Source organism: Sphaerotilus sp., from assembly GCF_041083715.1.
Lineage (GTDB): Bacteria > Pseudomonadota > Gammaproteobacteria > Burkholderiales > Burkholderiaceae_C > Sphaerotilus.
On the sequence record NZ_JBFPGY010000078.1, the window covers coordinates 1 to 12,045 of the forward strand.

Annotated in this window: 11 protein-coding genes and 1 pseudogene; 5 read left to right on the plus strand and 7 right to left on the minus strand. The window is 68.1% G+C overall.

Annotated features, from left to right (window positions below):
* Positions 1-116 precede the first annotated feature (116 nt).
* Positions 117-1,397, minus strand: a complete 1,281-nt coding sequence (kynU, locus tag AB3X43_RS03940; RefSeq protein ID WP_369428578.1) for a kynureninase — start codon at positions 1,395-1,397, stop codon at positions 117-119.
* A 7-nt stretch (positions 1,398-1,404) separates the two neighbouring features.
* On the minus strand, positions 1,405-2,262 hold the full coding sequence (locus tag AB3X43_RS03945) for an alpha/beta hydrolase (protein ID WP_369428579.1): 858 nt from the start codon (positions 2,260-2,262) through the stop codon (positions 1,405-1,407).
* Between the two features lie 84 nt (positions 2,263-2,346).
* On the opposite strand from AB3X43_RS03945, the gene AB3X43_RS03950 reads away from it, so the two are divergent.
* Positions 2,347-4,344: a peptidase U32 family protein gene (locus AB3X43_RS03950; RefSeq protein ID WP_369428580.1), complete on the plus strand. Its 1,998-nt coding sequence runs from the start codon at positions 2,347-2,349 to the stop codon at positions 4,342-4,344.
* A 2-nt stretch (positions 4,345-4,346) separates the two neighbouring features.
* Positions 4,347-4,754 carry a VOC family protein gene (locus AB3X43_RS03955; protein WP_369428587.1) on the plus strand — a complete coding sequence of 136 codons (408 nt, stop codon included), beginning with the start codon at positions 4,347-4,349 and terminating at the stop codon, positions 4,752-4,754.
* 10 nt (positions 4,755-4,764) lie between these two features.
* Here AB3X43_RS03955 and rnhA read toward each other — a convergent pair whose 3' ends face one another.
* The gene (gene rnhA / locus AB3X43_RS03960; RefSeq protein ID WP_369428581.1) at positions 4,765-5,271 is read right to left on the minus strand and encodes a ribonuclease HI; all 507 of its coding nucleotides are present in this window, start codon (positions 5,269-5,271) and stop codon (positions 4,765-4,767) included.
* A 13-nt stretch (positions 5,272-5,284) separates the two neighbouring features.
* The gene (locus AB3X43_RS03965; RefSeq protein ID WP_369428582.1) at positions 5,285-6,115 is read right to left on the minus strand and encodes a class I SAM-dependent methyltransferase; all 831 of its coding nucleotides are present in this window, start codon (positions 6,113-6,115) and stop codon (positions 5,285-5,287) included.
* 25 nt (positions 6,116-6,140) lie between these two features.
* Here AB3X43_RS03965 and gloB point away from each other — a divergent pair, with 25 nt between their 5' ends.
* Positions 6,141-6,911, plus strand: coding sequence for a hydroxyacylglutathione hydrolase (gloB, locus tag AB3X43_RS03970; protein ID WP_369428583.1), 771 nt, complete (start codon positions 6,141-6,143; stop codon positions 6,909-6,911).
* Positions 6,908-8,683 carry a transglycosylase SLT domain-containing protein gene (locus tag AB3X43_RS03975; protein WP_369428584.1) on the plus strand — a complete coding sequence of 592 codons (1,776 nt, stop codon included), beginning with the start codon at positions 6,908-6,910 and terminating at the stop codon, positions 8,681-8,683. Before gloB ends, AB3X43_RS03975 begins: the two co-directional genes overlap by 4 nt.
* Before the next feature lie 37 nt (positions 8,684-8,720).
* Here AB3X43_RS03975 and recR read toward each other — a convergent pair whose 3' ends face one another.
* From recR to dnaX, 3 genes are all read right to left on the minus strand, one after another.
* Positions 8,721-9,311 carry a recombination mediator RecR gene (recR, locus tag AB3X43_RS03980; protein ID WP_369428585.1) on the minus strand — a complete coding sequence of 197 codons (591 nt, stop codon included), beginning with the start codon at positions 9,309-9,311 and terminating at the stop codon, positions 8,721-8,723.
* A gap of 19 nt (positions 9,312-9,330) precedes the next feature.
* Positions 9,331-9,657 carry a YbaB/EbfC family nucleoid-associated protein gene (locus AB3X43_RS03985; protein ID WP_179635470.1) on the minus strand — a complete coding sequence of 109 codons (327 nt, stop codon included), beginning with the start codon at positions 9,655-9,657 and terminating at the stop codon, positions 9,331-9,333.
* 64 nt (positions 9,658-9,721) lie between these two features.
* On the minus strand, positions 9,722-11,647 hold the full coding sequence (dnaX, locus tag AB3X43_RS03990) for a DNA polymerase III subunit gamma/tau (protein ID WP_369428586.1): 1,926 nt from the start codon (positions 11,645-11,647) through the stop codon (positions 9,722-9,724).
* A 45-nt stretch (positions 11,648-11,692) separates the two neighbouring features.
* Between dnaX and AB3X43_RS03995 the strand changes: the two are divergent.
* A pseudogene (locus AB3X43_RS03995) lies at positions 11,693-12,045 on the plus strand (phosphoribosylformylglycinamidine cyclo-ligase); the annotation flags it as partial.

Sequence of the window (12,045 nt, forward strand, 5' to 3'; positions counted from 1 at the left end):
AGCCGAGCGTCCGGGCGCGAACCTCAACGCGGTGCTGGACGAGCGGCTGCGCGATCCGCTGTCGGGCAACGCGGTGCTGTCCGGGGTGGCGATCCTGCTGGAGGCGCTGCCCGCGATCAGGTGACGGTGGCGCGCTGGTGGAACCGTGCGTCCCGCCACTCGCCGGACGCCAGCACCTGCACCAGGTGCTCGACGGCCTCCCACACATCGATGAAGCGCAGGTACAGCGGCGTGAACCCGAAACGCAGGATGCCCGGCGCGCGGTAGTCGCCGACCACGCCGCGGGCGATCAGCGCCTGCACGATGGCGTAGGCGCCCTCCTCGCGGTAGAGGCTGACCTGGCTGCCGCGCCAGGCTGCATCGGTCGGGGTCTGCACGGACAGGCCATGGCCGGCGCAGCGCTGCGCGACCAGCGCGGTGAACAGGTCGGTCATCGCCAGCGACTTGGCGCGCACCGCCGCCATGCCACCCAGCGCCTGCGCCGCCAGCACCGTGTCCACGCCGCATTCCAGTGCAGCCAGCGCGACCGGTGACGGCGTGCCGCACAGGAATGCCCTCACGCCTGTCGCCGGCTGGTAGCCGGGCGTGAACTCGAACGGTGCGGCATGGCCCATCCAGCCAGACAGCGGCTGCCACACCGCCCCGGCGAGATGCCGCGGGTGCGCCCACAGGAACGCCGGCGCGCCGGGACCACCGTTGAGGTACTTGTAGCCGCAGCCAACCGCGAAATCGGCCTCGCAGCGGTGCAGTTCCACCGGCACCGCGCCGGCCGAATGCGCCAGGTCCCACACCACCAGCGCGCCCGCGGCATGGGCGGCAGCGGTGAGGTCGGCCATCGGGTGCATGCGGCCGGTGCGGTAGTGGACGTGGGTCAGCAGCAGCACGGCGAGTTCGTTGCCCGACGCTCCGGTGAGCTGCGCCGGGATCTCGCCGGCCTCGACCAGCCGCAGCGTGAACCCGTGCTGCCGGGCCAGGCTTTCGGCGATGTAGAGGTCGGTCGGAAAGTTGTCGCGCTCGGAAACGATGACGCGCCGCCGTGCATCCGCGGCCTGCACGCTGGCCAGCGCCACGCTGAGCACCTTGTAGAGGTTGACCGAGGTCGAATCGGTGGCGATCACCTCGCCGGGTGCAGCACCGATCAGCCGGGCGATCTTGTCGCCGACCCGTTGCGGATGGTCGATCCAGCCGGCCGTGTTCCAGCTCTGGATCAAGTCCTGCCCCCATTCGCGGCGGATCACATCCTGCACGCGACCGGCGGTTGCACGCGGCAGCGCGCCCAGGGAGTTGCCGTCGAGGTAGATGAGTCCAGAGGGCAGATCGAACTGTTCACGCAGCGGGGCCAGTGGGTCGGCTGCGTCGAGTGCGGCGCAGGCGCCACGGGTGATGGGTGGGTTCATGGCGATCTCATGCGAGTGCGTCAGCCACCCAGCGGGCGAGGTCGCCGTCGGGCGTCTCGAAGCCGTGGATGGCGCTGTAGTGGTGGGCACCGGGCACGGGCGCGAGCACGGAGGCATTGCCCGCGGCCTGCCAGGCGTCGTGGAACACCTGCGACTGGCGCGCGAACTCGGGCGTCTCGGCACCACCCCAGGTGATGCGGATCGGCGTCGCGCAGGGCCGCACGCTGAACGCGGGCGAGTTGCGGCGGACGATGCCGTCATCGAGCTGGATCTGCGGCTGCAGGTAGCTGTGGCGCAGCGGCTCCAGGTCGTACAGGCCGCTGACCAGCACCGCTGCCCGGAACGGATCGGCGGGCAGCCCGTAGTCCTCGGTCCAACGGGTCTGCAGTGCCATGGCCGTCAGGTGTCCGCCTGCGGAGTGCCCGCCGATCGCCACACGGGTCGGATCACCACCGTGCGCGCGGATGTGGCGCAGTACCCAGGCCAGCGCGGTGCGCGTCTGGCGTGTGATCTCGTCGATCGTCACGGCCGGGCACAGCGCGTAGTTGACCACCACGGTCGTGATGCCCTGCGGCTGCAGCCCGAGCGCCATGCCGCTGAACTCCTTCGACGACAGCGCCCGCCAGTAGCCGCCGTGCAGGAAGACGAACACCGGCGCATCCGGCTGATCGGCCGGATAGATGTCGAGTGTCTCGGCCAGCGTCGGCCCGTAGCGCACGTCCTGCACATCGCGCAGCGTGGCACGGGCGCGCTGGGCCTTGCGGACGTAATGCGCCAGTTCGGCAGCCGGATCCGGCACCTGCAGCGAGGCGTTGTACTGGGCGTCGATCTGCGCCGGGTCGGTGAAATCGCGGTAGAGCGGCATCGGGTGTTCTCGGGGTCGGGTGTGCAGTATCGCCAAGGTCGGGCGTCCTAGAATCCGGGGTTTCGCCTGCGCCGCGGAGTCGCCATGCCTTTTCGCCCCGACATCGAACTGCTTTCCCCCGCCCGTGACGCCGATATCGGCATCGAGGCGGTCAACCACGGCGCGGATGCGGTCTACATCGGTGGACCATCCTTCGGGGCGCGCACCTCGGCGGGCAACTCGGTGGGTGACATCGAACGGCTGGTGAACCACGCGCACCGCTTCGGCAGCCGCATCTTCGTCACGCTCAACACCATCCTGCGCGATGACGAGCTGGAGCCGGCACAGCGCCTGGTGCGACAGGTGTACGAGGCCGGGGCGGATGCGCTGATCGTGCAGGACATGGGCCTGCTCGAACTCGACCTGCCGCCGATCGATCTGCACGCCTCGACCCAGACCGACATCCGCACGCCCGGGAAGGCACGTTTCCTGCAGGACGCCGGGTTTTCGCAGATCGTTCTGGCCCGCGAGCTGACGCTGACGCAGATCCAGGCGATCGCGGCCCAGGTCGATCGTTCAACGCTGGAGTTCTTCGTGCATGGTGCGCTGTGCGTGGCGTACTCGGGCCAGTGCTTCGTCAGCCACGCCCAGACGGGCCGCAGCGCCAACCGCGGCGACTGCTCGCAGGCCTGTCGACTGCCCTACACCGTCACCGATCTGCAAGGCCGCATCGTCGCCCACGAGCAGCACGTGCTCTCGATGAAGGACAACAACCAGAGTGCCAACCTCGCCGCGCTGGTGGACGCCGGCATCCGCAGCTTCAAGATCGAAGGCCGCTACAAGGACATGGGCTACGTCAAGAACATCACCGCCCACTACCGCCAGCTGCTCGACGCGCTGTTCGAGGCCCGCCCCGAGCTGCACGCCTCGTCCGCCGGCTGCGCCACCTTCACCTTCACGCCCGATCCCGACCGCAACTTCAACCGCGGCAGCACCGACTATTTCGTCAATGGCCGCCAGGACGACATCGGCGCCTTCGACACGCCCAAGCACGCAGGCCTGCCGCTCGGCTGGGTGACGAAGATCGGCGCTGATTTTGTGGACATGAAGCTGCACGAAGGCGTCGATCCGCTCAACAACAACGACGCGCTGACCTACTACACGCTGCAGAAGGACCTGGTCGGCATGCCGATCGACACGGCGCAACGGCTCAACGAGGGCAAGCGGCTGTGGAGGATCGTGCCCAAGGAGCCGCTGGCCACCTACCCGGGGCTGCGGCCTGATGTCCAGCTCAGCCGCAACCGCGACATGGGTTGGGTGCGGCTGCTGGAGAAGAAGTCCGCCGACCGGCGCATCGGTGTGTGGCTGCGGCTGGACGACACACCGCACGGGCTGGCGCTGACAGTGACCGACGAGACGGGCGTCACGGCCCGCGCCGAGGCCGATCTGCCGAAAAAGGAGGCCGCGCGCGACGCCGCCAAGGGTGAGGCCGCGCTGCGCGAGCACCTGGGCAAGCTGGGCGCGACGATCTTCACCGCCCACGAGACCGTGCTGGCGACACGGCAGCCGTGGTTCGTGCCGCCGGTGGTGCTCAATGCGCTGCGCCGCGAGGCAGTCGAGCGGCTCGAAGCGGCACGACAAGCCGCCCATGTGCGCCTGCCGCGTCAGCCGGAAGTGCAGCCCCCGACGCCCTACCCCGAAGACACGCTGACCTACCTCGCCAACGTCTACAACACGAAGGCGCGCGACTTCTATGCCCGCCACGGCGTCCAGGTCATCGGCGCCGCCTACGAGAGCCACGAAGCGCTCGGTGAGGCCAGCCTGATGATCACCAAGCACTGCGTGCGCTTCTCGATGAGCCTGTGCCCGAAGCAGGCCAAGGGCGTCACAGGCGTACAGGGAACCGTCCGCGCCGAGCCGCTGACGATCCAGAACGGCGACGAGGTGCTGACGCTGAAGTTCGACTGCAAGCCCTGCGAGATGCATGTCGTCGGGCGGATGAAGAAGAACGTGCTGCACAGGATGGTGCGCGAGGAGAAGGCGAGTCTGGCAACGCCGGTGCCGATGCAGTTCTACCGGACACGGCCGGCGGTGGCGCGATGAGCATCGTCTCGCACCTCTTCATCGGCCTGTCCGACTTCGATCGCGCAATCGCTTTCTACCGGCCGATCGCTGTCGCGCTGGGCTTGCATGAACGCTTCTGCGAGGCCGACCCCGGCTGGGCGGGCTGGCACCAGCCGGACAGCATCCGGCCGCTGTTCATCGTCGGGCGTCCGTGGAACGGCCAACCGCACGAGCCAGGCAATGGCCAGATGGTTGCGTTCATGGTCGAGCAACGGGCCAGGGTGCGCGCGCTGCACGCGCTGGCGCTCAGCCTGGGCGGCACCTGCGAAGGCGCGCCTGGGCTGCGACCGCATTACCACCGGCACTACTACGGCGCGTATTTCAAGGACACCGAGGGCAACAAGATCGGGGTGGCCTGTCACCTGCCGGTCGAGGTGGCGGGCGATTGACGGCAGCGCCTCAGCGCGGTGTCCGTGCTGCCTCGACGCCGCGGTTGGCGAGTTCATCGGCCTTCTCGTTGCCCGGATCTCCCGCGTGGCCCTTGACCCAGCGCCACTCGATCCTGTGCAGCTGCGAGAGCGCGTCCATGCGCTGCCAGAGTTCGACGTTCTTCACCGGCTGCCTGGCGGCGGTCTTCCAGCCGCGCGCTTTCCAGCCGTGGATCCAGGTCGTGATGCCGTTCTTGACGTACTCGCTGTCGGTGTAGAGCACGATGTCGCAGGTGCGCTTCAGGCTGGCGAGTGCTTCGATGACGGCAGTCATCTCCATGCGGTTGTTGGTCGTGTTCGACTCGCCACCCCAGAGTTCCTTGTCGTGGTCACCGCTCTGGAGCCAGGCGCCCCAGCCGCCGATGCCCGGATTGCCCTTGCAGGCACCATCGGTGTAGATGACCACCTTCGGGCGGGTGACGGTCAGCGCTGGCTTGGCAGCCACGGTGGAGGCAGGGGACACAGTGTCTTCGGTCATGCGATGCGGTGATTCAGTCGGTCGAGTTCCGGGAGGGGCCGGAGGTGGGGTGCGGCTGGCGCTGGGCGACGACGGCGGGCGCGGCACCAGCCCGGCGCTTGCGTTTCCACTCCGGGCCGAGCAGGCGCATCGCACGCACCCGCTTGACCGCCACCAGCATGTAGACCGAGCCGAGGACTGGCCACCAGCGCTCGCCAGCCTGGTCCCACCAGGCACTGCGGTCCAGCCACCCCTGCGAGGCAAAGGGCGGACGATAGCACCCGAACTGCTCTGATTCGATCTCGAATCCCAGCAGGCGCAGCCAGTCCCGCAGCCGCCGCGGGCCGATGAATTCGCCGGTTTCGGACATCACCGGACTGGTCATGCCGACCCGGCGCCCGATGGTGTCGAGCCGATGGCAAAGTCCCCACAGACTCGTCGGGTTGAACCCGGCGATCACCACCCGACCTTCCGGCATCAGCACACGTTCAACTTCGCGCAGGGTGTGGTGCGCATCGGCCGTCATCTCCAGCGTGTGCGGCAGAACGACCAGATCGAGGCTGTTGCCAGGGAACGGGAGTGCGTCGTAGTCGGTGAGCACGCTGACCGGCAAGGCACCATCGCCTCCGCGCAGGCCGGCATCCTCGGGACCGAGGAGTGCGGGAGTGAAGAGGAGATCGGCGTCGAGCTGCCCGTCGTTGAGCATCCAGCGGTGGCTGATGCGGCTGGAGCGCAGGGCCTGCACCATCGGCCAGCCCACCTGCACCGCGTGGTAACCAAAGATATCTGCCACCACCCGGTCCAGCTGCCGCTGCTCCCAGGCCAGCAGATATCGGCCAGCCGGTGCCTTGAGCCAGGGGGCCATCTCTATAATCAAGGAATCCTGCGCCATGAATCTGCTATCTCTACCCGCCTTTGACGACAACTACATCTGGATGATCCACGACGGCCGCGAGGCGGTGGTGGTCGATCCGGGAGATGCGACGCCGGTCATTGCTGCATTGGACCAGGCCGACTTGCAGCTTGCAGGCATTCTAGTGACCCACAAGCACCTCGATCATGTCGGAGGGCTGCGGACGCTGCTCGGCCATCCACGGGCGCAGGCGGCGCAGGTCTGGGGTCCGGGCAACGAGCCAGTGCCCGTCCCGGTGAGTCCTGTCCATGACGGCGACCGCATCGCCTTGCCGAGCCTCGGCCTGGACATCGAAGTGATGGCGGTCCCGGGGCACACGCTGGGACATCTGGCTTTTTTCACCGGATCGGTCCTGTTCTGCGGCGATACGCTGTTCTCTGGCGGCTGTGGCCGCCTGTTCGAAGGCACGCCGGCGCAGATGCATGCCTCCCTGAGCCGCTTTTCCGCACTGCCCGCCGAGACGCGGGTCTGCTGTGCCCACGAATACACCTTGGCCAATCTGCGTTTCGCGCGCGCAGTCGAGCCGCACAGCCTCGCTCTGGTGGCGTACGAGGCCGAGTGCCGATCCCTGCGTGACCGCGGTCTCCCCACCCTGCCCTCGACGATCGGGCAGGAACGGCAGATCAACCCCTATTTGCGTTGCGACCAGCCGGACGTGATCGCCTGTGCGGTCGCCCGAGGCGCCGATGGCCGGGATCCGGTGTCGGTGCTTGCGACGATACGACTGTGGAAAGACCAGTTTCGATGACCCGTTATGCCCGCATCAAGGCCCTGAGCGCCAGAGCCGCCCGCCCGACCCATTTCGCCCTTTCCGCATTGATGCTGGCCCTGACCGGCTGTGCGTCGATGCCGGACAGCAGCAACGATGTCAAGCCGCCGCCGGTGATCACGACCGTCGGTGCGAAGGACCAGCCACAGGCGGTCCTTCGTGCGGAAGGCCCGCTGTCCCCGGTGCCCGGCATCGAGCCGATGGTGGCGCGCTCGGCGCTGCCGGCCGCCGCACCGTCCATCGCCGAGGATCCGCGCGACGCGGTCGGTCCGATGGAAGATCCGCTGAGCGGCCAGGCGATGGTGCTCAACGACGCCAACGCCCGCAAGGATCTGTGGGGCCGCGTGCGTGCGGGTTTTGGCATGCCGACACTCGACAGCGATCTGGTCCGCGAGCATGAGCGCTGGTACGCCAGCCGCCCGGACTATGTCCAGCGCATGACCGAACGCGGCTCGCGCTATCTGTACCATGTCGTCGAGGAACTGCAGCGCCGCAAGATGCCGACCGAGCTGGCCCTGCTGCCCTTCATCGAGAGTGCCTTCAATCCGCAGGCCATGTCTTCGGCGCGGGCGTCGGGCATGTGGCAGTTCATGCCGATGACCGGCAAGGACTACGCCCTGAAGCAGAACATGTTCCGCGACGACCGGCGCGATGTGCTGGCCTCGACCCGCGCGGCGCTCGACTACCTGGGGCGCCTGAACAAGATGTTCGATGGCGACTGGCAGCTCTCGCTGGCCGCCTACAACTGGGGCGAAGGCAATGTGAAGCGCGCCATCGAGCGCAACCAGCGCGCAGGCCTGCCGACCGACTACGAGAGCCTGAACATGCCTGCCGAGACGCGGCATTACGTGCCCAAGTTCCAGGCGGTCAAGAACATCGTGACGGCGCCGCAGGACTACGGCCTGAGCCTGCCTGCGCTGGAAAACCACCCCTACTTCGTCAGCGTGCCGATCCGACGCGACATCGACGTGGGCGTGGCGGCGCGTCTGGCCGGCATGGGGCTGGAAGAGTTCAAGACACTCAACCCGCAGATGAACAAGCCGGTGATCCTGGCCGCGGGCACGCCGCAAGTGCTGCTGCCCTATGACAACGCCGATGGCTTCATTCGCCGCCTGAGCGAATTCCGCGGTCCGCTGGCGAGCTGGACGGCCTGGGTCGTGCCGAACACGATGCGCAGCGCCGATGCGGCCCGCCAGGCCGGCATGAGCGAGAGCGCGCTGCGCGAGATGAACCACATCCCGCCCAAGATGCTGGTCAAGGCCGGCTCCACGTTGCTGGTGCAGCGCAGTGAACAGCGTGTGCAGGATGTGCCGGAACACGTGGCCGACAACGCCCACATGGCGCTGGCACCGGACGTGCCGCCGCTGCGCAAGGTGGCCATCAAGGCCCGCAAGGGCGACACTGTGCTCGCGCTGGCCAAGCGTTATCGCGTGACGGCGGCGCAGATCGCACACTGGAACCACATCGACGACGAAACGCGTTTCCGCAAGGCGCAGGCGCTCGTGATCTGGCAGCCGGTCAAGGACGCCGGCGCCTCCCGGCGTGAAATGGCCTCGGCCGACAAGCCCGACCGCAAGTTGTCCCGCCGAGAGCTGGCCCAGGCTGCCCGCGAAGAGCGACTGAGTGCAGGCAAGGCGGGTGGCAAGTCCGGCAAGACGGCCAGGCGCGAGCTGGCTGCTGCAGCGCCGCGCAATCGCACGGCGGCAGTCAAGGGCGTCAAGATCAGCCCGACGCGCCTGGCCCGCAAGTAAGCGTGCCTGTGGCCTGTGCCGCTCCGGATCGCCGTGTTCAGCGGCGGTCCGAGAAGGCGTAGGCGATGGTGCCGAGATCGACGTACTCGAGTTCGCTGCCGATCGGCACACCGCGCGCCAGCCGTGTGACCTTCACGCCACGGGGGCGCAGCGCTTCGGCGATGACATGGGCCGTGACTTCGCCCTCGGCGGTGAAGCTGGTGGCGATGATCAGCTCCTGCACCACCCCATCGCCCACCCGTTCCAGCAGTTCCGGCAACCCGATGTCATGGGCGCCGACGCCGTCGAGCGGGCTGAGCTTGCCCATCAGCACGAAATACAGCCCCTTGTAGCTGCCTGTGCGCTCGACCGCCGCCTGGTCGGCAGGTGTTTCAACGACACACAGCGTGCGCTCGTCGCGCATCGGATCGAGACAGGTCAGGCACACCGGCTGCTCGGTGAACGTGTGGCAGCGCTCGCAGTGCCGGATGCTGTGGACCGCGTGGTCCAGTGCGTACGACAACTGCATGGCTGCATCCCGGTCGTGCTGCAGCAGGTGGTAGGCCATGCGCTGCGCCGACTTGACGCCTACACCGGGCAACCGGCGCAAGGCCTCGACCAGCGTGGCCAGCGCGTCAGGTGCACTCACGCGCGGTCCCGCACCGACATCAGAACGGGAACTTCATGCCGCCTGGCAGCGGCATGCCAGCCGTCAGCTTGCCCATCTTCTCGGCGCTGAGGGCTTCGGCACGGCGGATGCCGTCGTTGAACGCGGCAGCCACGAGGTCTTCCAGCATGTCCTTGTCATCGGCCAGCAGGCTGGGGTCGATGGTGACGCGCTTGACGTCGTGCTTGCAGGTCATCACGACCTTGACCAGACCAGCGCCCGACTGGCCTTCGACTTCGATCAGACCGAGTTCGTCCTGGGCCTTCTTCAGGTTGTCCTGCATGGCCTGGGCCTGTTTCATCAGGCCGGCGAGCTGTCCTTTGAGCATGGGGTGTCCTTTCTGGGAGCGGTCTTGCGGAGAGAGAAAACGGTTTCGATCAGGAAACTTCGATTCAGGCCACCGGGCGGATCGAGCCAGGCACGATCCGTGCGCCCGGGTAGCGCGCGAGCAGTTCGGTCACCATCGGATCGCCCGTGATGGTGGCTTCCGCGTCGTTCTGTGCCTGCAAGCGGCGTGCGGCATCACGGCGGGCGGCACTGTCGGTCACCGTACCGGCAACCACGTCGAGCACAACGGCCTCGGCCAGCAGATCGCCCAGGGCCGTCTGCAGGCGATCCCGGTGCCCCTGCTGGCGCAGCGATTCGCGCTCGACCCGCAGCACGAAGCGCCTGGGCGTCGCCTGCTCGTCGATGGACAGGCACTGTGCCTGCCATGCCAGTTCGCGCACGAGGCCGTTCATGCCGCCACGGCCCGCCAGTTCGGTGAACAGCGCGGACCAGCGGGTCACGAGGGGATCGTCCAGCGCCGTGGTGGACGGTTCAGGCTCAGAAGCCGGGGCGGCGGCAACGGTGCGAATGGTCGGGGCAACGGCCGGTGCTGCGGTCGGCGCAGGCATGGCGACGGGTGCCACCGTGCGTGCGGGCACCGGCGCGGGATCGCCTTCCAGCGGAATGTCGTCCCAGTCGGCAGGCGGACCGTCCTCCCAGGGCGCCACTGTGCGTGGTCTGGGCGGCGCGGCGGCGACCGGGCGTTCAGGGGCAGGCACTGGCGCTGCGGGGCGCATCGGAGCGGGAACCGGAGCGGCTTCTGGCACAGGCGCCACCGCGACACGCGCGCTCGCCACGACCGGTCGCAGCAATTCGCGGGACGACACGATTGCAGGCGCTGGTTTCGTCACGACTGGAACCAGGACTGGCGGCACCACCCTGGCCGTCGCCCCCTGTGGCCGGAACGCCAGCAGGCGCAGCAGCACCATCACCAGTCCGCTGTATTCGTCCGGGGCCAGCGCGAGTTCGGCCCGGCCGTGCAGCGCGATGCTGTAGAGCACCTGCGTCTCGTCCGGTGCCAGCAGCGGCGCGAGCGCGCGGACGGCGGGCGTGTCCGGATCGGTCGGATCGGCGGCATCCGGCACGGCCTGGACCAGCGCCATCTGCTGGGCGAAGGTCGCCAGCTCTTCGAGCGTGCCTGCAGCCGACAGGCCCAGGCCACGCAGTTCATCGACCGTGCGCACCAGCGCCGCACCGTCGCTGGCGGCCAGCGCCTCGACGATGCGCACGACATGGCCACGGTCCACGGCGCCCAGCATCTGCCGCACGCCAGCTTCATCCAGTGTCCCGCCACCGAACGCGATCGCCTGGTCGGCCAGCGACAAGGCATCCCGCATCGAGCCGCGGGCGGCGCGCGACAGCAGCCGCAGCGCACCGACCTCTGCCGGCACGGATTCGGCCTGCAGCACCTGTTCGAGATGCGCCTGCACCGTCTGAGGCGCCATCGGCCGCAGGTTGAACTGCAGGCAGCGGCTCAGCACGGTGACTGGCACCTTCTGCGGATCGGTCGTCGCGAGCACGAACTTCAGGTACTCCGGCGGCTCCTCCAGCGTCTTGAGCATCGCGTTGAACGCAGTCATCGTCAGCATGTGGACTTCGTCGATCATGTAGACCTTGAAGCGCCCCACCACCGGCTTGTAGACCGACTGGTCCAGCAACTGGCTGATCTCGTCCACGCCGCGGTTCGAGGCCGCGTCGAGTTCCACGTAGTCCACATGGCGGCCTGCATCGATGTCGCGGCAGGCATTGCAGACACCGCAGGGCGTGGCCGTGATGCCGCCGGTGCCGTCCGGGCCGATGCAGTTCAGGCTCTTGGCGAGGATGCGCGAGACGGTGGTCTTGCCGACGCCGCGGGTGCCCGTGAACAGGTAGGCATGGTGCAGGCGCTGGCGGGTGAGCGCATTGCTCAGGGCCTGCACGACGTGCTCCTGGCCCACCATTTCGGTGAAGCTGCGGGGCCGGTACTTGCGGGCGAGGACGATATACGACATGGGGGCGGATTGTAGGCGGGCCGGGCTGGTCGATAATCCGGCCCCATGAATCAATCTGCCTCGCCCTCCGACCACCCCTCCGACCAGACCGGCACCCTCAGCTACGAGCAGGCCGGGGTCAACTACGACCTGATCGACCCGCTCAAGGTCACCGCGCAGCGCGCTGCCGCGTCCACCGCCGTCCATCTCGCCGGCCACGGATTCACCGAAGTCGCTGCGTCGCGCGGCGAATCGGCCTATGTGGTCGATGTCGGCCCGTTCTACCTCGCCTCCATCGTCGAGTGCCTGGGCACCAAGACGCTGGTGGCCGACGAGATGGCCACGCTCACCAGCAAGAGCTACTACGACGGCATCGCCCAGGACACGATCGCCATGGCGATCAACGACCTGATCACCGT